Raw genomic sequence first — 20962 nt, 5'->3', positions numbered from 1 at the left:
AGCGTAACGGCGCTCCGGGAGTGGAAATACCAAGAGGCGATACCAAATGGCGCAATCCTTCGAATATGAGTCTGCACCTGCATCCGGAGAGGCCGAGGCATCTCCGCTGGAGCGGCTGGCGGAGATCGCCGCGCGCACGGCGGAGGAGACCGGCAAGTTCGCCAATGTGGATGCAATCCTGCGCATTCCCGTCACCATGCAGGTGGTGCTGGGGTCGGCGACCATTCCGGTGGCGAACCTGATGAAGCTCGGCCGCGGCGCCGTGGTGCCGCTCGACCACCGGGTCGGCGAGCCCGTCGACGTCGTCGTCAACGGTCGCATCGTCGCGCGCGGCGAGGTGGTCGTCGTCGAAGAGGACAATTCCCGTTTCGGCGTCTCGCTGACGGAGATCGTCGGTCCGCTGGGGCAGGGTGATACCTGACAATGGCGGCACAGGTCGGCATCGCTCCCATCAAGCAGCGAGGCGTTGCCGCGCTGGGTGGAACGGAAAAGGTCGCCGCGCTCCTGCTGGCCATGGGCCGGCAGGCGGCGGCGAGCGTGCTCGCGCAATTCGAGCCGCAGGATATCCGTATCGTCACCAAGGCCGCGGCTGAGCTGCGCCCCATTACCGCGCAGGAGCTCGAGGCGATCGTCGAGGAGTTTGCCCAGCAGTTCTCGATGGGCGCCAACATCCTCGGCACCATCGGCGGTCTGGAAGCCGTGCTCGGCGACGTGCTGCCCGCCGATCAGGTCAACGCGATCATGTCGGACCTGCTCGGCAATTCGAGCCGGTCGGTCTGGGATCGCGTCTCGTCGGTGTCGGAAAACTCGCTGGCGACCTACCTGTCCAAGGAGCATCCGCAGACCGCGGCGCTGATTCTGTCCAAGGTCAAGCCGTCCTGTGCCGCCAAGGTGATGAGCCAGCTGCCGTCGAGCCTGCGCAACGAATTGATGCGGCGCGTGCTCAGCCTCAAGCCGATCGTCGACGACGCGATGAAGGTCCTCGAGAAGACGCTGCACGAGGATTTGACGCTGAACTTCGCCCGCAACCTCGGCGCCGACACCTATGCCCGCGTCGCCGACATCATCAACAAGATGGAACGCGGCCACATCGAGGACATGCTGAAGAGCCTGTCGGAGAAGCGGCCGAAGTCGGCCGAGGTGCTGAAGGAGCTGCTGTTCACCTTCGACGACGTGATCAACCTGGCGCCGAAGGCGCGCACCATGATCTTCGACCAGGTGCCGACCGATCGCATCGTCGTGGCGTTGAAGGGCACCGACAAGCACTTCCGCGAACTGATCCTCTCCTCCGTCGCCTCGCGCGTCCGCCGCGTCGTCGAAAGCGAGCTGGCGATGGGCGAGCCGTCGAATCAGCGCGACGTGCTGGAGGCGCGCCGCGTCATCACCGACCTCGCGCTCGACCTCGCCGAGAAGGGTGAAATCGAGCTCAACCCCGACCAGGAGGATGAGCAGGTCTTCCGCTGACCGCTGAACCGGCATGGCAGAATCATCCGACCAGGAGAGCAAAACAGAAGAGCCGACCGAGAAGAAAGTCCGCGATGCGCTCGATCAGGGCAAAATCCCGGTCTCTCGGGAGGCTTCCAATTTTGCTTCGATGTCCGCGCTGATGGTGATCCTGTCGTTCCTGATCGGCCCGGGCGTGATGAAATTGACGCCGACGCTGAAGAACCTGCTCGACGACCCCGGTGGTTTCCCCCTCAGCAACGGCGCGGACGTGCAAAACCTGCTCAATGTGGTCGGCCTCCAGGCGGTACAATTCCTGGTGCCGCCGGTCGTCATCATTACGGTGTTCGGCCTTGCCGCATCGCTGCTGCAGAACGCGCCGCGCCTGGTGCTGGACCGTATCATGCCGGAACTTTCGCGAATCTCCCCTCTTGGCGGCTGGAGCCGGCTGTTCGGATCGCAGGGCCTCGTCGAGTTCGGCAAGTCGATGTTCAAGCTCGCCGCTGTGACTTCCGTCGTGGTTGTCGTGCTGCGCTCGTCGGAAGCAAAGGCGTTCGAGGCGATGTATACCGATCCGGTCGCGCTGCCCGAGATGATCCTCAATATCGCGATGCGCATCGTCTCGGCGATCTGCATCGCCACCATCGTCCTGGTCGCGATCGACCTCGCCTGGGCGCGTTTCCATTGGCGGCGCGAGCTGCGCATGACCAAGCAGGAGATCAAGGACGAGCACAAGCAGTCCGAGGGCGATCCGCTGATCAAGGCCCGCCTGCGCTCGCTGGCACGCGACCGCTCGCGGCAGCGGATGATCAGCTCGGCTGCGCGCGCGACGTTGGTGATCGCGAACCCGACGCACTTCGCGATCGCGCTGCGTTACAATCGCGAAGAGAATCCGGCGCCGCTCGTCGTCGCCAAGGGCATGGACGTGATCGCGCTGAAGATCCGCGAAGTCGCCGAGCAGAACAGAATCCCTGTCATCGAGAACAAGGCGCTGGCGCGCGCGCTCTACGAGGCCGTTCAGGTCGATCAGGTGATTCCGGCGGAGTTCTTCCGGCCGGTCGCCGAGATCATCTACTTCCTGCAGTCGAAGCAGGCGCCACGACCCGAGAAGGTCCAGTAGATTTCCGAGGATGGTGACGTCGCGCAACAGCTTGACGAAAGCTTAACGCCCTAGGGTTTGATCAACGGATCATAATGGGGCTGTCGTGGGACCGCTTTATCTCTTCGAACTCGCATCGTCGCAGGCGCGGTATCTGGAATTCCGTCAGCAGACCATCGCGACCAACGTCGCCAATGCGAATACGCCGGGCTTCAAGGCGCGCGATGTCGAACCATTCAACAAGGTGCTCGACACGCTTCCGGTCAGGCTTGCGACGACATCGCCGTCGCACATGCAGCTGTCCGCAGCCGAGGCCGACACGCGAACGACGTCCAAGAAGGACAGCTGGGACGTGGTGCACTCCGGAAACTCCGTGAGCCTCGAGCAGGAGATGATCAAGGGCAGCGACGTCAGTCGCGACTACTCGATGAACTCGGCGGTCGTGCGGTCGTTCCACCGCATGCTGCTGGCGAGCGCGAAGTGAGGTGATTTGACATGCTGGACGCACTGAGTTCATCCCTGACGGTTGCAAGCTCCGGGCTCGAGGCGCAGTCGACGCGCATGCGCATCGTCTCGGAAAATCTCGCCAACGCGACGTCGACGGGCCGCACCGCCGGTGCCGATCCGTATCAGCGCAAGACCATCACCTTCGATGCCGCGATGGACCGCGCCTCGGGCGCGCAGCTCGCGAAAGTCAAGGAGATCGGGGTCGATACCACGCCGTACCGTGTCGAATACGACCCGGGACATCCCGCCGCCGACAAGGCCGGCTATGTTAAGATGCCGAACGTCAACATGATGATCGAGATGGCGGACATGCGGGAAGTCAACCGGTCCTATGAAGCCAATCTCCAGGTCGTGAAACAGGTGAGGTCGATGCTCGGCATGACCATCGACCTTCTGAGGAGCTGACAATGCTTGAGGCGATTTCATCCACCGCGATTAACGCAGGTCAGGCGGCGTCCCGCGCCACCGAGACGCAGGCCATCTCGCCTGCCGCGACGTCCCCCATCCAGTCCGGTGACGAGTTCGGCTTCGATTCAGTGATGAAGCAGGTGACGACCGACGCCATCGGCACGTTGAAGGCGGGCGAGGCGGCGTCGATCTCGGCGATGCAGGGCAAGGAATCGACTCGCAAGGTCGTCGAGGCGCTGATGTCGGCCGAGCAGGCCCTGCAGACGGCGGTCGCGGTTCGCGACAAGGTCGTGCAGGCCTACCAGGAAGTCGTCCGGATGTCGATTTGATCTGAGGGAGTGGGTTAAGTGAAATCGCTTGCCATCGCGGCCACGGGCATGAATGCCCAGCAGACCAACATCGAAGTCATCGCGAACAACATCGCCAACATCAACTCGACTTCGTACAAGCGTGCGCGCGCGGAATTCACCGATCTGTTCTACCAGATGGACCGGATGCAGGGCGTCGCCAACGTCAACGGTTCTTCGCCGGTCCCCGAGGGCTCCAATCTCGGCCTCGGCGTCAAAGCGACGGCGATCCGCAAGCTGCACATCCAGGGCGCGCTCACGCAGACCGGCAATCCCTACGACCTCGCGATCAACGGCCGCGGCTGGTTCCAGGTGCTTGGCCCCAACAACGAAGTGCAATACACCCGTGCCGGCTCGTTCAGCCCCAACCCCAACGGTCAGCTCGTCACCACCGACGGCTATCTGCTGGACCCCGCGATCACGATCCCGCAGGGAACGGTCCAGGTCACGGTCAACGCGACCGGACAGGTGTTCGCCAAGCTGGATACTGCGATAAACCCGCAGCAGATCGGCCAGCTCAATCTCGCCAACTTCGCCAATGAAGCCGGCCTCGAGCCGCTGGGCAGCAACCTCTATCGCGAAACCACCGCGTCCGGCACGCCGGTCGTCGGACTGCCGGGGGATGCCGGCTACGGCAAGATCAATCAGCAATATCTCGAAGCCTCGAACGTCGATCCGGTCAAGGAAATCACCGAGTTGATCTCGGCGCAGCGCGCCTACGAAATGAATGCCAAGGTCATCCAGGCCTCGGATGAAATGGCCTCGACCGTATCGAAGGGCCTTCGCTAGTTCCGGTGTGTCCATGTTGAACAGGGTGGGCCTGATCGTGCGCGGGTTGGCCGCCGTGCTGCTGGTTCTCGTCTCGGCGCGCATCGCCGTGGCCGAGGAGAAGCGGCTTCCCGTGCCGGCCGTCTCGATTCGCGCCGGCGAGCTGATCCGGGACGACATGATCACGGAGCGCATCTTCGCGCCGAACGTGCTCGGCGTCGCCATGTTCATCGAGGGCCGGCAGGCGCTGGTCGGCCGGATGGCGCGGCGCGCGCTGCTGCCGGGCCAGCCGATCCCGACCAATTCGGTGGAGGATCCCTTCACCATCGCTCGCGGCGCCATGGTGAAGGTCGTGGTCGAGGACAGCGGCCTGTCGATCGTCACCTACGGTTCGGCCATGCAGTCCGGCGCGCCCGGCGCGCTCATTCCGGTGCGAAACACCGACACGGGCGTGATCATCAGGGCGATCGTTCAGCCGGACGGCACCGTCAAGGTCGCGGACGGGTCATGACCAGATTCCTGCTCGCGCTCGTCCTGCTCGTCTTCGCCGCCAGTGCCCAGGCCGCCGTCCGCATCAAGGACATCGCGGACATCAAGGGCCTGCGTGAAAACCAGATCGTCGGTTACGGCCTCGTCATCGGCCTGAACGGCACTGGCGACACGCTTCGCAACGCGCCGTTCACGGAGCAGTCCCTGCAATCGATGCTCGAGAACATGGGCATCAACGTCAGGAACGAGACCACGAGCACGACCAACCCCACACGTCCGACCACGCTGCGCACGCGCAACGTCGCGGCTGTGATGGTGACCGCGGATCTCGTGCCCTCGATCGGGGCGGGCGAGCGCATGGACGTCACGGTGTCCTCGCTCGGCGATGCGACTTCGCTGCTCGGCGGCACGCTGGTGATGACGTCGCTGCGCGGGGCGGACGGCGCGGTCTATGCGGTGGCGCAGGGCGCGGTCACGGTTGCCGGTTACAGCGTGGGCGGCCAGGCGCAGAGCGTCAGCCAGGGCACGCCGACCGCCGGGCGCATTCCGAATGGTGCACTGGTCGAGCGCGAGGTGAGGGGCAGTCTTCATGAGATGGAATTCCTGGTGCTCGAGCTCAAGAATCCCGATTTCGTCACCGCAACCCGCATTCTCGATGCCATCAACCGCTACGCCGGCGGACGCTACCGGGCGCAGATCGCCTTCGAGCGCGACTTCCGGACGATCGTGCTGTCGAAGCCGCGCTACATCGGGCCGGTCCGGTTCCTGGCCGAAATCGGCGAGCTGACCGTCGAGCCGGACACGCCGGCGCGGGTGGTGATCAACGAGCGCACCGGCACGGTGGTGATCGGGCGGGACGTGCGGATATCGACCGTCGCTGTAACGCACGGCAATCTGACGGTCCGCGTCACCGAGCTTCCGGTGGTGTCGCAGCCGGCGCCGTTCTCGCAAGGCCAGACCGTGGTCGTTCCCCAGACCGTTGTCGAGGCCAACGAAGCAGGATCGCAGGTGGCGATCCTGAGCGGGGTCGATCTCCAGCGCCTGGTGCGCGGATTGAACCAGATCGGCCTCAAGCCGTCGGGCATCATCGCGATCCTGCAGGCGATCAAGACGGCCGGCGCGCTCCAGGCCGACGTCATCGTGCAATGATGCATAAGCGTCGTGCAAGCTTGGTCGCTCAATGCTCAGGTCTCGACCGAGAATCGCGCGCGGCCCGATGCTGAAACCGGAACACAAAGCCAAGCACCTCCTCCTGATCGCGGTCGCCGCGCTCATGAGCGCCTCGCCCGTGCTTGCGCTGGACGAAGCCAAATCGTCGAAGCCGCTCAACCTGCTGTCCTTTGCTCGGGCCCGCGCGCCTGGGCAGCAGAAGCCTATCTCGTCGATTCCTGCCGATAACGCATCGATCCGGGCGACAGCCTGGGCGGCCGAAGATTCCGGGCCCGCAACGACGGGCGCAGTGCCTGCGCCCGAGACGCCCGCACCTGCACCGGCACGTACTCAAGCACAGGCGCCCGCCGCGGCGCCAGTTCGTCCCGCCAAACCCGGCAGCGTGACGGCGCCGCCGAAGCCCGCGCCGCCGCAGGCTGCCGCGTCCGGGGATAACGAGGTCGCCCTGTTCTGCAGCAACGTGTCTGATCCCGCCGTCGATGCCAGGCTCGCCTGGCAGCTCAAGGAGCTGGAGAAGGCCGAGAGCCTGCTCCGCGAGCGGATCGCCGAGGTCGAGGCCAAGCGCGCCGAATACGAGAAGTGGATGGCGCTGCGCGACGATTTCCTGAAGAAGGCCGAAGCACAGGTCGTCGAGATCTATTCGCGCATGAAGCCAGACGCCGCGGCCACCCAGATCGCCGGCATGGCGGACGAGACCGCCGCTGCCGTGCTCGCCAAGCTCAGCCCGAGGAGCTCGAGCGCGATCTTCAACGAGATGGATACGGCGCGCGCCGCGCACCTTGCCGATTTGCTCGGCGGAATGCGTCGCGTCGACGACGGAAAGACCAAATAATGAAAAAGCCGATCCTCATCCTGGCGCTGCTGCTGTCGTCGGTGCTTCTGACCGGATGCTTGAACGATCCGGCCGAGGTCCTGACCGGCCCGCGACTGTCGCCGGTCGGCAGCGGCCTCAGGACGCAGGCTGACCCAATTCCGGTCACGCCGCGCGTGCGCACGCCGGTCAGCTATCGCTCGACCTGGGACGACGGCACCGATCTCTATCGCGACCCCCGCGCCCGGCGCGCCGGCGACGTCGTGACCGTCATCATCTCGATGCAGGACAAGGCCAAGCTCGACAACAAGACCGATCGCTCGCGCGATTCTCAGATCAAGTTCGGGCTGGACTGGCTGATGGACGTCGCGGGATGGAACGACAAGGGCTCCGCCAACGCCAATCTCAGCACCAACACCCAGATCAAGGGCAACGGTCAGATCGATCGCACCGAGGACATCAAGCTGTCGATCGCCGCCATCGTCACCGACGTGTTGCCGAACGGAAATATGATGATCAGCGGCTCGCAGGAGTTCCGCGTCAACACCGAGATGCGCGTGCTCAATGTCGGCGGCATCGTGCGCCCGCGCGATATCTCGCGAACCAACACGATCTCCTACGAGAAGATCGCGGAAGCGCGGGTGTCTTACGGTGGTCGCGGAAATCTGTCTGACGTGCAGCAGCCTGGATGGGGACATCGGATCTATGACGCCGTGGCACCGTTCTGAGATGCGCAGCCTTCGGGCGGCTTCGCGAGGGCAGGGGACGTGATGCGCCTGATCGCGGCCATCCTGGTGCTGACCCTCGTCGCGATCGGCGCGGGCGCACTTGCCGGCCTGCATCTGTTTGCGGCCGCCGAGCGCGTCGCCGATGCGAAGAAGAGCGCCACGCCGCCGCCGATCGCGTCGAGCTACGCCGGCAGCGCGCGACTGCGCAAACTGTCCCCGATCGTGACGAATCTCGCCGCGCCCGCCAACAACTGGGCCCGCGTCGAGGCCTCGATGGTGACCGAGAGCATGAGCGACGAGGATGCCGGCATCCTGGCCGCCCATATCAGCGAGGACATCGTCACTTACTTGCGGTCCGCCTCGGTGACGCAGTTCGAGGGATCGCGCGGGCTCCAGCATCTGCGCGACGACCTGACCGAGCGCGCCAACATCCGCTCGTCGGGCAAGATCCGCGAATTGATCATTGAGACGCTGGTGATCCAGTGAGAGTGAAAGTCCTGCTGCTCGCGTTGGTTCTGGTCGTGCTGCCCGAGGTGGCGCTGGCCCAGATTCCGGATCTCAACTCGCTGCTGCCGCCGGGCAACGGCTCCACCAGCGGCCGCATCATCCAATTGATGGCGCTGATCACGGTGCTGTCGGTGGCGCCGGGCCTGCTCATCATGGTGACGAGCTTCACGCGATTTGCGGTGGCGCTGTCGTTCCTGCGCTCCGGTCTCGGCCTCCAGACCACGCCGGCCAATCTGGTGCTGGTCAGCCTTGCGCTGTTCATGACGTTCTACGTGATGGCGCCGACCTTCGACCGCGCCTGGGACACCGGCGTCCAGCCGCTGATGAAGAACGAGATCTCGGAGGAAGAGGCCTATCTGAAGATCACCGATCCGTTCCGCGAGTTCATGCTGGCGCATGTCCGCGACAAGGATCTGCAAACCTTCGAGTCGCTGGCCGCCGAGAGCTTCCGCAAGAAGTTCGATGACAAGCGCATCGACCTGCGCGTCATCATCCCGGCCTTCATGATCTCCGAGCTCAGGCGCTCGTTCGAGATCGGATTCCTGATCATGCTGCCGTTCCTCGTCATCGACATGATCGTGGCGACGCTGACGATGTCGATGGGCATGATGATGATGCCGCCGACGATCCTCGCCCTGCCGTTCAAGATGCTGTTCTTCGTGCTGATCGACGGCTGGAATCTGCTCGCATCTGGCCTCGTGCGGTCGTTCTCGTAAGCGAGGCGATTGCCCGCCGATCATGGTTAGCGAGTCGTGCCGCTTCTTGGTTAGCGCGAAGTACCCTTCTATGGTTACCGGAGGGTAATAGTAACCATATGATATTGCTATGAAATTCAAGCCGATCTTAATCTCGGCGCAAGATTCGACGTGTTAGCAATGCGGCACGGCGGGTTGGACCCCACCCACATCAGTCCAAAGGCATGATGCCGCCCCTCCGTACCGGTGAAAGCCCGGTATGTCCCCTCGTGAAAATGTAACGCGTACATCAAAGGGACATTCGCAATGTCAAGCCTGCTTACGAACTCGACTGCCATGACCGCACTCCAGACCTTGCGGTCTGTGAGTTCGCAGCTCTCCGCCACGCAGACCCGCATCTCTACCGGCCAGCGCGTCTCGACCGCATCGGACAACGCCGCCTACTGGTCGATCGCCACCTCGATGCGCGCCGACAACGCGGCGCTCTCCGCGGTCTCCGACTCGCTCGGTCTGTCGGCCGCGACTGTCGACACCGAATACACCGCTCTGAGCACGGCCATCGGCGACAAGGACTCCGGTCTGACCAAGCTGCAGTCGCTGCTGGTCCAAGCCAAGACCGCCGGTATCGACCGCAGCAAGATCCAGGCCGACGTCACCCAGATCCAGCAGCAGCTGAAGAGCACCGCCGATGCGGCGACCTTCAACGGCGTCAACTGGCTGAGCACGACGGCTTCGACGCCGGCGACGTTCGACCTGGTGTCGTCCTATTCCCGCGTCGGAAGCACCCCGACCACCGGCTCGATCACCCTGTCGGTCTCGAACTACTCGCTCTACACGGCGACCTCCAGCGGCATTCTGGACACGCAGACCAGCGGTGTCTCGGTTGCCAACATCGACATCACCTCGCTGACCGACGCGGCGTCCGACCAGACCACGCTCGACGGCTACATCGCGCAGGTCACCGCTGCGATCAACTCGGCTGCTTCGGCCGCCGCCAACCTCGGCGCCGTCAAGAACCGTATCTCGACCAACACCGAATTCGTCAAATCGCTGATGGACTCGGTCGATCGCGGTATCGGCCAGCTTGTCGACGCCGACATGAACCAGGAGTCCACCCGCCTGGCGGCCCTCCAGGTCCAGCAGCAGCTCGGCGTGCAGGCGCTCTCGATCGCCAACAACAGCAGCCAGAGCATCCTGTCGCTGTTCCGCTAAGCCTGACGACAATGCAGGGAGGGCCGCGCTTCTCACGAAGCGCGGCCCTTTCGTTTGGCGTGACGCTGCGCGCGCCGTAATTCGGGCCGTCCTGTTGCAGTCAGGACACAGAGCCACAAGCCCCACACAAGCTTCGCGGGTTAGGGTCGTCGCTACGGCAGGTTGGGCCCTAACCGGTTTTCCGCAGCCCAAAGGCATGACGCCGCCCTGCCGTACCGGTGCAAGTCCGGTATGTCCCCACTCAATCAATCTCAAAGGGACATCAAAATGGGTTCGAGCCTTCTCACCAACTCGTCTGCAATGACCGCGCTGCAGACTCTCCGCAATGTCAGCTCGCAGCTCGCGACCACGCAGACCCGCATTTCGACGGGCCAGCGCGTTGCGACTGCTTCGGACAATGCGGCCTACTGGTCGATCGCGACGTCGATGCGCGCCGACAACGCCGCGCTCTCCGCCGTCTCCGACTCGCTCGGTCTGTCGGCTGCGACCGTCGACACCGAATATACCGCTCTGACCGCCGTCGTCGGCGACAAGACCGGCGGCCTGACCAAGCTCCAGGCGCTGCTGGTCGAAGCCAAGACCGCCGGTATCGACCGCGCCAAGATCCAGTCGGACATCACCCAGATCCAGCAGCAGATGAAGGGCACCGCCGATGCGGCGACCTTCAACGGCGTCAACTGGCTGAGCGCGACGGCTTCAACCCCGGCGAACTTCGACCTGGTGTCGTCGTTCTCCCGCGTCGGCGGCACGCCCACCATCGGCACCATCACGCTGACGATCTCCGACTACTCGCTCTACACCTCGTCGTCGGGCGGCATTCTGGACACGCAGACCAGCGGTGTGTCGGTCGACAACATCGACATCACCTCGCTGACCGACGCGGCGTCCGACCAGACCACGCTCGACGGCTACATCGCGCAGGTCACCGCGGCGATCAACTCGGTCGCTTCGGCCGCTGCCAACCTCGGCGCCGTCAAGAACCGCATCTCGACCAACACCGAATTCGTCAAGACCCTGATGGACTCGGTTGATCGCGGTGTCGGCCAGCTCGTCGACGCCGACATGAACGCGGAATCGACCCGCCTCCAGGCGCTGCAGACCCAGCAGCAGCTCGGCGTCCAGGCGCTCTCGATCGCCAACCAGAACAGCCAGAGCATCCTCTCGCTGTTCCGCTAAGTCTGACAACCATCTGAGGGGGGCCGCGCTTCGCAGGAAGCGCGGCTCTTTCATTTTTTGCATGACGTTCCGCGCGCCGCCGTTTCGGCTGCTCCTTGCGGTCCGGTCGCGGAGCCGCAAGCCTCGCACAAACTTCGCGTGCTATCGCCATCGTTACGATGGATTGAATGCAGTTTTCTGCAACTCAAAGGCATGATGCCGCCCCGTCGTACCGGTGCAAGCCCGGTATGTCCCAAAAAATACTCAATCATTTCCACGGGGACGTCAAAAAATGAGTTCTAGTCTGCTCACCAACTCGTCTGCAATGACCGCGCTGCAGACTCTCCGCAACGTCAGCTCGCAGCTTGCGACCACGCAAAGCCGCATTTCGACGGGCCAACGCGTCGCGACTGCTTCGGACAACGCGGCCTACTGGTCGATCGCGACTTCAATGCGCGCCGACAACGCCGCGCTCTCCGCCGTCTCCGACTCGCTCGGCCTGTCGGCCGCGACCGTCGACACCGAATACACCGCTCTGACCGCCGTCGTCGGCGACAAGACCGGCGGCCTGACCAAACTCCAGGCGCTGCTGGTCGAAGCCAAGACAGCCGGTATCGACCGTGCCAAGATCCAGTCGGACATCACCCAGATCCAGCAGCAGATGAAGGGTACCGCCGACGCGGCGACCTTCAACGGCGTGAACTGGCTGAGCGCGACCGCTTCGACGCCGGCGACCTTCGACCTGGTGTCGTCGTTCTCCCGCGTCAGCGGCACGCCCACCATCGGCACCATCACCCTGACGATCTCCGACTTTTCGCTCTACACCGCGACCTCCGGCGGCATTCTGGACACCCAGACCAGCGGTGTCTCGGTCGATAACATCGACATCACCTCGCTGACCGACGCGGCGTCCGACCAGACCACGCTCGATACCTACATCGCGCAGGTCACCGCCGTGATCAACTCGGTGGCCTCGGCCGCCGCCAACCTTGGTGCCGTCAAGAACCGCATCCAGACCAATACGGATTTCGTCAAGACCCTGATGGACTCGGTGGATCGCGGTATCGGCCAGCTCGTCGACGCCGACATGAACGCGGAATCGACCCGCCTCCAGGCGCTGCAGACCCAGCAGCAGCTCGGCGTTCAGGCGCTCTCGATCGCCAACCAGAACAGCCAGAGCATCCTTTCGCTGTTCAAGTAAGCTTCGGCTTCGGACCTGGCCGTGCTCCCACGGGAGCACGGCCCCCGCCATGAGCGGCGGATTTGGCGGCACATGACGTGCCCGCAATGCCCCCTGACGCCATGCGCCTGCAACGAAGCAGCCGATTGTGCTGCCACGCACGCGCGCGTCCATTTGTTGCTGCCGAACCATCATTTCGCGCCGGATTCTTGCAAGATTGCAACGTCTCGCCTGCGAACTGACACATTCGTGTCCTCGCGCAACCTTCAGACAAGGTTGGCAGCGGAGTGTCCTCTACGTTCGCATTGGTACGAGGTCATATGCTGTTCAGTCGTGCGCAGATACAGCAACTGCTCAATAATCTGCTGGAGCTTGGTCCGCGACGCCTGATGGCCTTGGGATTGATCGGCTTTGCCGTGCTCGTCACCGTGGTCGGCGGCGCGTACTATCTGAGCCGGCCCGAATTCGAGACGCTCTATACCGGCCTGACCCGCGAAGACGTGACCCGCATGGGAGCGGCCCTGCGCGAGCAGAACGTTACGTTCGACGTCAATACCGCCGGTGACGCGATCTCGGTGCGTCCGAGCCAGACCATGCAGGCGCGGATGCTGCTCGCGGAGAAGGGGCTGCCGACCAGCGCCAATTCCGGCTACGAGCTGTTCGACAAGATCGGTTCGCTCGGCCTGACCTCGTTCATGCAGGAAGTGACCAAGCTGCGGGCGCTCGAGGGCGAGATCGCGCGCACGGTTCAGCTGATGAAAGGCGTGAAAGCGGCGCGGGTGCATATCGTGCTGCCGGTGCGCGGCTCGTTCCGCGCGACGCAGCAGCCGCCCTCGGCATCGGTCGTGCTCCGCACCGACGGCGCGATCGAGGCGCGCACGGCGCAGTCGATCCGCCATCTCGTCGCAGCAGCCATCCCGGGCATGAGCAAGGACAAGGTCACCGTGCTGGATGCCGACGGCTCGATGCTGCTCGCCGAAGAGGACGAGGCGAGCGCCGCGCCGACCAAGATGGCAAGCCTTCAGAAGACGGTCGGTGGCATGGTGCAGGAGAACATCCGCAAGGCGCTGACGCCGTATCTGGGCCTCGACAATTTCGAGGTGAGCGTCGCCCCGCAGCTCTCGACCGACAAGCGCCAGATCAACGAGACCGTCTACGATCCGGAGGCTCGCGCCGAGCGTTCGGTACGAAACGTGCGTGAAAACGAGAAGTCGCAGAACGCGGACCGGTCGACGCCGACCACGGTGCAGCAGAACCTTCCCGACCAGCAGGTCAATGCCGGCGGCACCAAGAACTCCAGCGAGGACAAGACCCGCCGCGAGGACGTCACCAATTTCGAGGTCTCGTCGAAGACCACGACGACGGTGAGCGACGGCTACTCGGTCAAGAAGCTCTTCATCGCCGTGCTGGTCAACCGCGCGCGGCTCGTTGCCGATCTCGGCGACAAGAGCAACCAGGCCATCGTCGACAGCAAGCTCGCCGAGATCAGCCAGCTCGCGGCGACGGCCGGTGGCCTCGACAAGGCGCGCGGCGACCAGATCCAGGTCACGGCCGTCGACTTCATCGAAGGTTCGCGCGAGCTCGCGCCGGTGCCGCCGATCAGCTTCGTCGAGATGATCAACAAGCAGCTCGGCAGCGTCATCAATGCGGTGACGATCCTGGCCGTTGCTTCGATGCTGGTCTGGTTCGGTCTTCGGCCCGCGGTCAACGGCATTCTGACCCATCGCGCGGCGCAGGAGCAAAGCGAAGCGGCCGAGGCCGCCGAACTCGAAGCTGCGTCGGCTCTTGCATTGGCCGAGGGCCAGGATCCCGAACTCAACCTCGTTGAAGACCTCGAAGGCAAGATGCAGCGAACGCCGCAGAAGCGGCTCGAGCAGATTGTCCGGCTCGATCAGATGCAGGCAGCAGCGATCCTTAAAGATTGGATGCGACGCGAGGAGGCGGCATGAACGCGGCTATCGGAAAACTCCTGACGCAGTTCGACGCGAATGGCCGGGTCAAGTCGCCGCCGCCTCCGCCGCCCAAGATCCAGGACGTGCTGACGCGGCCGAAGGAGGCCCGGCGCGAGCCGCAGGCCCAGCCTCAGCGTCAGCCCCAACCGCAGCCCCAAATTCAGTCGCCCGCGCCGGCGCCGGAGCCGGAAGCGCCGCAGGTCAATCCGCTCGACGACGCCTATCGTCGCGGCCATGCCGCCGGTGTTGCGGAAGGCGATGCCAGGGTTGCCGAGGAGCGCGTGCGCAGCGCGATCCGGCTCGGCGAGGAGCGGTCCAAATGGTCCGACCAGCAGGCGGCCGCGATCGTGAGCGGCTTCGAGACGGCCTGCCGCGAGATCGAGACCAACATCGCAAGCTCGGTCGCGCGCATCCTGCTGCCGTTCCTCGCCGACGCGGTGCGCGACAAGGCGATCGGATCGCTGGTCGAGCAGATCGCGGCGCTGACCGGCAATTCGCCGATGCCTGTGTTCAAGGTCACCGGGCCGAGCGAACTGCTCGACCTCGTCAGGACACAGCTCGAGGCGTCCAGGCGCACGGGCATCGAGTACGAGGCCGCCGAGACTGTCGAAGTCCGCGTCGTCGCAGACCAAACGGTGATTGAAACGCAGATCGCGGCCTGGGGCGAGCGCCTGAAGGACGCGCGCCGGTAACAGCCATGGAAGAGGTCAAGCAGGAACTCGTGATCGTCCGCCGGCGCAGCGCCTTCGCAGAGGAGGCGCATCACGGCGGCGTATGGAAGATTGCCTACGCGGATTTCATGACCGCGATGATGGCGTTCTTCCTGGTCATGTGGCTGCTCAACGCGCTCAACCAGGATCAGAAGCAGGTCGTTGCGAGCTATTTCAACCCGATCAAGCTCGCGGAGAACGCGCCCGCCCCGAAGGGGCTCAAGGATCTCTCCAAGAAGGAGCCCACGACATTCGAGGGGCAAGACGGCAGGCGGCAGCCGGCTGGCCCCAACGAAGAGCGGCGCGGCGACTCGCCAACGGCGGAGAAGCCGGCGTCCTTTGAAGAGAAGGTTCTGTTCCGCGATCCCTACGCGACTCTCTCCGAGATCGCCAACAGCGCGAACCAGGCAACGGGCCAGCGCCGCGCCGGCGCGCTGACCTCCGCCGAAGAGGATGGCCTCAAGGGTGGCGATGCCTACCGCGATCCCTTCGATCCCGGCTATTGGAAGCTGACGCCGCAATCGTCCAAGGATTCGGATCGCTTTGTCGACAGTGAGCCGAAGCCGAACGCGTCCTCGCGCGACAATGCGTCCGGAGCAGGGCCGGGCGATCCGCAACCGCGCCGTGCCGCGCAGGATGATGCCGGCGGAAGCATCGCTCCGAATACGGATGCCTCGTCCGCAAACCTGTCGCCCCTGCTGCCGCCTGGCCCAGCCCCGTCGCCGGCCCAACGCGACGGCGCGGCCCAGGCCAATACGCAGACGGGCGCTCAAGCCAATGCTGCGGCGCAGCCGCGCTCCGGTGATCAAGCCAGGAATTCCGATGCGGCGCAGGCCCAGCAGCCCACCGTCAAGCAGCTTCAATCCGCGATCGCGGATGCGCTGTCGGACATCAAGGCCGGCGCGGGTCCGGTGGCCGAGGTACGCCAGGTCGAGGAAGGTCTCCTGGTCAGCCTGACCGACGATGCGAGCTTCGGCATGTTCGCGGTCGGCTCGGCCGAGCCGCGGCCCGAGCTGATCCGCGTGATCGACAAGATCGGGCCGTTGCTGGCAAAGCGTCCCGGCACGATCATCGTCCGCGGCCACACCGACAATCGGCCGTACAAATCCGAGACCTACGACAATTGGCGGCTGTCGACGGCCCGTGCGCAGATGGCCTATTACATGCTGGTCCGCTCCGGCGTGGATGCGCAGCGGATCGAGCACGTCGAGGGTTACGCCGATCGCCGGCCAAAGATTCAGAACGATCCGGCGGCCGCGCAGAACCGCCGGATCGAGATCCTGATCCGGGAGAAGCGCCCTTGATCAGGCCGCTCTTCTGCGCAGTGCTGCTGACGTCGTTGCCGCTGACGGCCACACGCGTATGGGCCGAGACCGCACCGGCGCCAACGCCAGCACCTGTGGCGGCCCCGGCGCCAGCCTCGACAGCGAACGAGCCCTATGAGCTCGTGCGCGGATTGCAGGCGGTGCAGGACGGCATCGCCAGTGGCGACACCGCGGCGCATGGCAGCCACATCGCGCTGATCCGGCAGATCGGCGAGAAGTTCCTCGCCGCCGATGCGAGCACGTGGAACAATGCGCAGAACGGCCAGGCCGTCGTTATCTACCTGCTCAGCGGCGGCGCGCCACAGGTGGTCCGCAAGCTTCCGCGGGACAAGATCAATGTCGACGGACGGCTGTTCGACGGAGCGCTGGCCTATGTCGAGGGCCGACAGGACGAGGCGCGCGAGCTACTCAGGGACGTCAAGCCGCGGACGCTTCCGTCGGGCTTGGGCGGGCAGGTCGCGCTGGTCCAGGGCGCGCTGTTCGCGCGTAACGAGGCATCGTTCGCGATTGAGCGCCTGGACGACGCGCGCCTGCTGCTGCCCGGCACGCTCGTCGAGGAGGCGGCCCTGCGGCGCGAGATCCTACTGGTCGGACAGGCCGAGGAGTTCGACAAGTTCGAGTTCCTGACGCTGGCCTATATCCGCCACTACCGCAACTCGATCTATGCCGGCGATTTCTGGCAGCGCTTCTCCTCCGGCCTGACGCAATCGAGCCTCGCGCTGGACGAGAAGCGGTTCGCACGGATCGTCAACCTGCTCGAGCAGATCGATCGCGCCAGCCGTCTCAAGCTCTATCTCGTCATCGCGCGCACTGCGATGGTGAGCGGACGGATGGCCGTGACCCGGCTTGCCGGCGAGCGGGCGCTGACGCTCAGCGCCGATGCCTCGGCCGAGCGCGAGCGAGCCCATTTCTTCCGGGGTGTTTCGCGAGTGCTCACCGACGAATATGACGGCGGTCTCGCCGAGCTGAAGGCGCTCGACCGGTCGAAGCTGCTCGAGCGTGACGTTCCGCTCCTCAATGCAACGGTTCAGCTCGCGCTCGATGTCCGCAAACCGTTCGCGGGCGACCCCGCCGCCGCGGCCGAAAAACCTCCGGTAACGCCGGCGCGTGTCGATCTCGCATCGTCGACCGCAACTCTCGCACGCGCCCAGAAGCAGCTCGGCGAGCTCGAACTCCTCACCAGGGATCGTCGTCCATGACCAAGCTCAGCGGAACCTCCGGGCAGCTCTTCTCCGGTCTCGCCGAGAGCCTCAACATGCGCGGGACGTCGCGTTCGGCCAAGGGCACCGCAACCAAATCGCAGGCGGATTCGTCATTCAACGATCTGCTCCACACCGTTTCGAACATGGCGAAGCGGGCGCTGAACGACGAGAGCGGCGATACGACCGTGAAAGCCGGAACGTTGCGCGCGCGCCTGGCCCATCCGGACAAGACGGACGCGACGGCGCAGGATGGCGCCGACGTAATTGGGGAACCCAAATCGGCCGATAAATCTGACAAATCTGACAAGGCCTCCGAAAAATCGGCTGACGCGTCGTCGGACAAGCAAGCTCCGGTCGATCAGGCGATGAAGGCGGACGTGCAGAGCCGACCGGGCATTGCTGCGATCGTCGGGCAGGAGGTCGCGGCGGCGCCCGCCATGAAGCCGCAGGTTCAGCCGCAGACGCAATCGTCGGCCGGCGAGAGGAAGGACGCGCCCACGCGGGACGATCGTTCGTCCGCCACGAGGCGCGACGTTCAAGGTGTCAGCGCGGCGAAGGCGGGCACAGCCGATTCCGCGCCAACCGGCGCTGCTCCCGCCAATACGCGCGCGCAAGGTCCGGCTTCGCAAGCCGTAGCGACGGCGCAGGCCGCTTCGACGCAAGGCGGCGAGAATGCGCCAAACGCAATGCCCGCGACATCTGGTTTTGAGGCCGTCACCGCCAATGTCGAACGCGCAGTCAAGGCCTCGGCGCGAGAGGCGTTGCCCGAGGCGACCAAGGTCACCGTGGTGCAGCAGGAAACCCATCTGCCGCCGGCGCAATTCAATGCCCCTCAACAGGTCGCCAACGCTGTCGTCACCGAATTGAAGGAGTCCGCCGCGCCGACGGCGGCCGCAGTCACCGACCTCACGACGTCACAGACCAACGCGCAAGAGCCGCTCAAGATTCTGACCATCAATCTCGAGCCGCCGCAGCTCGGTAATGTCACCGTTCGCCTTCGTCTCGTTGGCGCCGAGGTCTCCGTCCAGCTTGCCGCCGAACGCAAGGACACCAGCACGATGCTGGATCAGCAGCGTGACCAAATCCGCGATCTGATGCAGTCGGCGGGCTACGTCGCCGACGTCGCGCCGGTCCAGCACGGTTCGCTGGATGGATTCCAGAATAGTTCCAGCCAGTCGCAATCGCAGCCGCAGTTCGCCGGCCAGCAACAACAACCCCAGTCCCAGTCGCAAGGCACCTTCGACGGTGCCGGCAATTCGTCGGGACAATCGGACGGCGGCGCGAAGCAGACCCGCCAGGAGCGCCAGTCCAACCAGGAGACGCGTCATGACCAGGACGTGGGCCCGCAGACTCGTCGCGGTCCTGTTTATCTGTAACGCGGGCGCCGCGGCAGCTGCGACCGAAAATGCGCGCCCCTGCGAGCGCGAGATGGCGCGTGCGTCCCGGCAGCACGGGATTCCGCTCGGCATCCTCTATGCGGTCGGCCTCACCGAGACCGGCCGGCGCGGCGCTCTTTACCCTTACGCGCTTGGCGCGGACGGACAGACCGTGTTCGCCAGGGACATGAACGATGCGATCGCGAATTTCGAGGCGATGCGCGCCAAAGGCATCAAGCTGATCGATCTCGGCTGCATGCAGATCAATCACTATTACCACGGCGACAAGTTCGACTCGGTGCGCGCGATGTTCGATCCCGCCAAGAACGTCGAATATGCCGCGCGCTTCCTCAAGGAGCTGAAGCAGCGCGAGGGCAGCTGGACCATGGCGGTTGCGCGCTACAACGCCGGACCCAACAATCAGCCCGCTCAGAAACGCTACGTCTGCCACATCGTCGCTCATCTCGTCTCCAGCGGCTTCGGCGCGTGGACCGACAAGGCGCGCTCGCTGTGTCAACCCAGGACGACTGACAAGACGACATGACCGCTACAACCTGAAAGTTGTGCACGGTTCCCAATCATCAGCCCCGCGCAAGCAAGAACCCGCATTGTAGCTTGAACCTGTCAAAGGAGCCTAATCCATGAGCCTGTATGGTGTTATGCGCACCGGTGTTTCCGGAATGAACTCGCAGTCCAACAAGCTGTCGACGGTTTCGGACAACATCGCGAACGTCAACACGACCGGCTACAAGCGGGCATCGACGGAGTTCTCGTCGCTGATCCTGAAGAGCGGCTCCGGCAATTACGACTCGGGCGCCGTCGAGACGACCGTCCGCTATGCCATCAGCGACTCCGGCGGTACGCAGTTCACCACGTCGACCACGGATCTCCGTGTCCAGGGCAACGGGTTCTTCGTGGTCTCGAACGCCAACAACACGCAGCAATATCTGACGCGCGCCGGCTCGTTCGTGCCGGACAGCCAGGGCAATCTGGTCAACGCGGCCGGCTACTACCTCCTGGGTCAGCCGGGTAACGTCTCCAATTTTTCGCAGAACAGCCTATCCGGCATGCAGATCGTCAACGTCGCCCAGGTTTCGCAGGTGCCCGTGCCGTCGACGGCGGGGACGCTCACGACCGGCAATCTGGACCCCAAGGCGGCTGTCATCGCCGGTCCGCCCGGACCGGCGTCATATTCATCGAAGAGCTCCATCGTCGCCTACAACAATATCGGTCAGGCCGTTACGCTCGACGTCTACATGTCCCACACGGCGACCGCCGCCGGTTCGGACACCTGGCAGGTTCAGGTCTATGACTCCGCGACAGGTGCGTCGCTCGCCCCTGCCACCACTTTCACCTTCGATACGACGGCAACCGGCAAGGGCGCGCTGGCCGCGGCGAGCCCGACCAGTCTCTCCTTCACCGTCCCCGGCGGTGCGGCGATGACCATGAACCTTTCGAACATGACGCAGGTCGGAACCGACTTCAGCTTCAAGGCCACCGTCAATGGCAGTGTTCCTTCGGCCATCGACAAGGTCGACGTCGACGATGCGGGCCACGTGACGGCGACCCTCAAGAACGGACAGCAACTGACGCTCTACACGGTCATGCTTGCCGACGTCGCGAGCCCGGACAATCTCACGCCCGAGCCTGGCAACGTCTATTCGACCAACATGAATTCCGGCAATGCGCAGGCCGCGAATGCCGGCACTGGCGGGCTCGGCACGGTTCAGTCCGGCGCCCTGGAAGAGTCCAACGTCGATCTCGCGGACGAGCTCACCGGAATGATCGAGGCGCAGCGCGGCTTCACCGCAAACTCGAAATCGTTCCAGACCGGCGCCGACTTGCTCGACGTCGTCGTCAACTTGAAACGCTGAATCC

The 20962-nt window shown here is 64.5% G+C and carries 23 protein-coding genes; all 23 read left to right on the top strand.

All coding sequences use genetic code 11. The features are described 5' to 3' along the window. Positions 1–46 precede the first annotated feature (46 nt). On the top strand, positions 47–421 hold the full coding sequence (gene fliN / locus HYH08_RS22140) for a flagellar motor switch protein FliN (RefSeq protein ID WP_220011930.1): 375 nt from the start codon (positions 47–49) through the stop codon (positions 419–421). A gap of 2 nt (positions 422–423) precedes the next feature. Then, positions 424–1464 (top strand): flagellar motor switch protein FliG, encoded by a 1041-nt coding sequence (locus tag HYH08_RS22135; protein ID WP_220011929.1) that lies wholly within the window; start codon positions 424–426, stop codon positions 1462–1464. A 13-nt stretch (positions 1465–1477) separates the two neighbouring features. Continuing rightward, complete coding sequence (flhB, locus tag HYH08_RS22130) at positions 1478–2563, top strand: flagellar biosynthesis protein FlhB (RefSeq protein ID WP_220011928.1); 1086 nt, start codon at positions 1478–1480, stop codon at positions 2561–2563. 85 nt (positions 2564–2648) lie between these two features. Continuing rightward, on the top strand, positions 2649–3026 hold the full coding sequence (flgB, locus tag HYH08_RS22125; RefSeq protein ID WP_220011927.1) for a flagellar basal body rod protein FlgB: 378 nt from the start codon (positions 2649–2651) through the stop codon (positions 3024–3026). Positions 3027–3037: 11 nt separating this feature from the next. Continuing rightward, positions 3038–3454, top strand: a complete 417-nt coding sequence (flgC, locus tag HYH08_RS22120) for a flagellar basal body rod protein FlgC (RefSeq protein WP_220011926.1) — start codon at positions 3038–3040, stop codon at positions 3452–3454. A gap of 2 nt (positions 3455–3456) precedes the next feature. Continuing rightward, positions 3457–3786, top strand: coding sequence for a flagellar hook-basal body complex protein FliE (gene fliE, locus HYH08_RS22115; protein WP_220011925.1), 330 nt, complete (start codon positions 3457–3459; stop codon positions 3784–3786). Between the two features lie 18 nt (positions 3787–3804). Continuing rightward, positions 3805–4593: a flagellar basal-body rod protein FlgG gene (flgG, locus tag HYH08_RS22110; RefSeq protein WP_220011924.1), complete on the top strand. Its 789-nt coding sequence runs from the start codon at positions 3805–3807 to the stop codon at positions 4591–4593. 13 nt (positions 4594–4606) lie between these two features. Continuing rightward, the gene (flgA, locus tag HYH08_RS22105; RefSeq protein WP_220011923.1) at positions 4607–5083 is read left to right on the top strand and encodes a flagellar basal body P-ring formation chaperone FlgA; all 477 of its coding nucleotides are present in this window, start codon (positions 4607–4609) and stop codon (positions 5081–5083) included. Beyond that, positions 5080–6210, top strand: a complete 1131-nt coding sequence (gene flgI, locus HYH08_RS22100; RefSeq protein ID WP_220011922.1) for a flagellar basal body P-ring protein FlgI — start codon at positions 5080–5082, stop codon at positions 6208–6210. Before flgA ends, flgI begins: the two co-directional genes overlap by 4 nt. 67 nt (positions 6211–6277) lie before the next feature. Then, the gene (locus tag HYH08_RS22095; RefSeq protein WP_220011921.1) at positions 6278–7063 is read left to right on the top strand and encodes a MotE family protein; all 786 of its coding nucleotides are present in this window, start codon (positions 6278–6280) and stop codon (positions 7061–7063) included. After that, positions 7063–7770 (top strand): flagellar basal body L-ring protein FlgH, encoded by a 708-nt coding sequence (gene flgH / locus HYH08_RS22090; RefSeq protein WP_220011920.1) that lies wholly within the window; start codon positions 7063–7065, stop codon positions 7768–7770. The genes HYH08_RS22095 and flgH overlap by 1 nt, the downstream gene beginning before the upstream one ends. Before the next feature lie 42 nt (positions 7771–7812). Continuing rightward, a complete protein-coding gene (locus tag HYH08_RS22085) occupies positions 7813–8256 on the top strand; it encodes a flagellar basal body-associated FliL family protein (RefSeq protein WP_220011919.1) in 444 nt (147 codons plus the stop codon). Further along, the gene (gene fliP / locus HYH08_RS22080) at positions 8253–8993 is read left to right on the top strand and encodes a flagellar type III secretion system pore protein FliP (protein ID WP_220011918.1); all 741 of its coding nucleotides are present in this window, start codon (positions 8253–8255) and stop codon (positions 8991–8993) included. The genes HYH08_RS22085 and fliP overlap by 4 nt, the downstream gene beginning before the upstream one ends. Positions 8994–9278: 285 nt before the next feature. Beyond that, complete coding sequence (locus tag HYH08_RS22075; protein ID WP_220011917.1) at positions 9279–10184, top strand: flagellin N-terminal helical domain-containing protein; 906 nt, start codon at positions 9279–9281, stop codon at positions 10182–10184. Positions 10185–10451: 267 nt separating this feature from the next. Beyond that, a complete protein-coding gene (locus tag HYH08_RS22070; protein WP_220011916.1) occupies positions 10452–11360 on the top strand; it encodes a flagellin N-terminal helical domain-containing protein in 909 nt (302 codons plus the stop codon). A gap of 271 nt (positions 11361–11631) precedes the next feature. Then, complete coding sequence (locus tag HYH08_RS22065; protein WP_220011915.1) at positions 11632–12540, top strand: flagellin N-terminal helical domain-containing protein; 909 nt, start codon at positions 11632–11634, stop codon at positions 12538–12540. A 299-nt stretch (positions 12541–12839) separates the two neighbouring features. Then, positions 12840–14468 (top strand): flagellar basal-body MS-ring/collar protein FliF, encoded by a 1629-nt coding sequence (fliF, locus tag HYH08_RS22060; RefSeq protein WP_220011914.1) that lies wholly within the window; start codon positions 12840–12842, stop codon positions 14466–14468. Continuing rightward, positions 14465–15163: a hypothetical protein gene (locus HYH08_RS22055; RefSeq protein ID WP_220011913.1), complete on the top strand. Its 699-nt coding sequence runs from the start codon at positions 14465–14467 to the stop codon at positions 15161–15163. The genes fliF and HYH08_RS22055 overlap by 4 nt, the downstream gene beginning before the upstream one ends. A gap of 5 nt (positions 15164–15168) precedes the next feature. Continuing rightward, positions 15169–16485, top strand: coding sequence for a MotB family protein (locus HYH08_RS22050; protein WP_220011912.1), 1317 nt, complete (start codon positions 15169–15171; stop codon positions 16483–16485). Further along, positions 16482–17705 carry a chemotaxis protein gene (locus HYH08_RS22045; RefSeq protein ID WP_220011911.1) on the top strand — a complete coding sequence of 408 codons (1224 nt, stop codon included), beginning with the start codon at positions 16482–16484 and terminating at the stop codon, positions 17703–17705. The genes HYH08_RS22050 and HYH08_RS22045 overlap by 4 nt, the downstream gene beginning before the upstream one ends. Beyond that, positions 17702–19084 carry a flagellar hook-length control protein FliK gene (gene fliK, locus HYH08_RS22040; RefSeq protein WP_220011910.1) on the top strand — a complete coding sequence of 461 codons (1383 nt, stop codon included), beginning with the start codon at positions 17702–17704 and terminating at the stop codon, positions 19082–19084. Before HYH08_RS22045 ends, fliK begins: the two co-directional genes overlap by 4 nt. Next, positions 19035–19628: a transglycosylase SLT domain-containing protein gene (locus tag HYH08_RS22035; RefSeq protein ID WP_220011909.1), complete on the top strand. Its 594-nt coding sequence runs from the start codon at positions 19035–19037 to the stop codon at positions 19626–19628. The genes fliK and HYH08_RS22035 overlap by 50 nt, the downstream gene beginning before the upstream one ends. A 97-nt stretch (positions 19629–19725) precedes the next feature. Next, positions 19726–20958 carry a flagellar hook protein FlgE gene (locus HYH08_RS22030; protein WP_220011908.1) on the top strand — a complete coding sequence of 411 codons (1233 nt, stop codon included), beginning with the start codon at positions 19726–19728 and terminating at the stop codon, positions 20956–20958. Positions 20959–20962: the final 4 nt, after the last annotated feature.

Origin of the sequence: Bradyrhizobium sp. BR 10289 (assembly GCF_019455385.1) — a bacterium.
Taxonomy (GTDB): Bacteria; Pseudomonadota; Alphaproteobacteria; order Rhizobiales; family Xanthobacteraceae; genus Bradyrhizobium.
The sequence above is the reverse complement of the archived record's forward strand: the minus strand, read 5'-3'. Positions and strand labels throughout refer to the sequence as shown.

Coding starts and splice junctions, on each gene's coding strand:
- fliN (WP_220011930.1), top strand. CDS start 47: ATGGCGCAATCCTTCGAATATGAGTCTGCACCTGCATCCGGAGAGGCC.
- HYH08_RS22135 (WP_220011929.1), top strand. CDS start 424: ATGGCGGCACAGGTCGGCATCGCTCCCATCAAGCAGCGAGGCGTTGCC.
- flhB (WP_220011928.1), top strand. CDS start 1,478: ATGGCAGAATCATCCGACCAGGAGAGCAAAACAGAAGAGCCGACCGAG.
- flgC (WP_220011926.1), top strand. CDS start 3,038: ATGCTGGACGCACTGAGTTCATCCCTGACGGTTGCAAGCTCCGGGCTC.
- fliE (WP_220011925.1), top strand. CDS start 3,457: ATGCTTGAGGCGATTTCATCCACCGCGATTAACGCAGGTCAGGCGGCG.
- flgA (WP_220011923.1), top strand. CDS start 4,607: ATGTTGAACAGGGTGGGCCTGATCGTGCGCGGGTTGGCCGCCGTGCTG.
- flgI (WP_220011922.1), top strand. CDS start 5,080: ATGACCAGATTCCTGCTCGCGCTCGTCCTGCTCGTCTTCGCCGCCAGT.
- HYH08_RS22095 (WP_220011921.1), top strand. CDS start 6,278: ATGCTGAAACCGGAACACAAAGCCAAGCACCTCCTCCTGATCGCGGTC.
- flgH (WP_220011920.1), top strand. CDS start 7,063: ATGAAAAAGCCGATCCTCATCCTGGCGCTGCTGCTGTCGTCGGTGCTT.
- HYH08_RS22085 (WP_220011919.1), top strand. CDS start 7,813: ATGCGCCTGATCGCGGCCATCCTGGTGCTGACCCTCGTCGCGATCGGC.
- HYH08_RS22075 (WP_220011917.1), top strand. CDS start 9,279: ATGTCAAGCCTGCTTACGAACTCGACTGCCATGACCGCACTCCAGACC.
- HYH08_RS22070 (WP_220011916.1), top strand. CDS start 10,452: ATGGGTTCGAGCCTTCTCACCAACTCGTCTGCAATGACCGCGCTGCAG.
- HYH08_RS22065 (WP_220011915.1), top strand. CDS start 11,632: ATGAGTTCTAGTCTGCTCACCAACTCGTCTGCAATGACCGCGCTGCAG.
- fliF (WP_220011914.1), top strand. CDS start 12,840: ATGCTGTTCAGTCGTGCGCAGATACAGCAACTGCTCAATAATCTGCTG.
- HYH08_RS22055 (WP_220011913.1), top strand. CDS start 14,465: ATGAACGCGGCTATCGGAAAACTCCTGACGCAGTTCGACGCGAATGGC.
- HYH08_RS22050 (WP_220011912.1), top strand. CDS start 15,169: ATGGAAGAGGTCAAGCAGGAACTCGTGATCGTCCGCCGGCGCAGCGCC.
- fliK (WP_220011910.1), top strand. CDS start 17,702: ATGACCAAGCTCAGCGGAACCTCCGGGCAGCTCTTCTCCGGTCTCGCC.
- HYH08_RS22035 (WP_220011909.1), top strand. CDS start 19,035: ATGACCAGGACGTGGGCCCGCAGACTCGTCGCGGTCCTGTTTATCTGT.
- HYH08_RS22030 (WP_220011908.1), top strand. CDS start 19,726: ATGAGCCTGTATGGTGTTATGCGCACCGGTGTTTCCGGAATGAACTCG.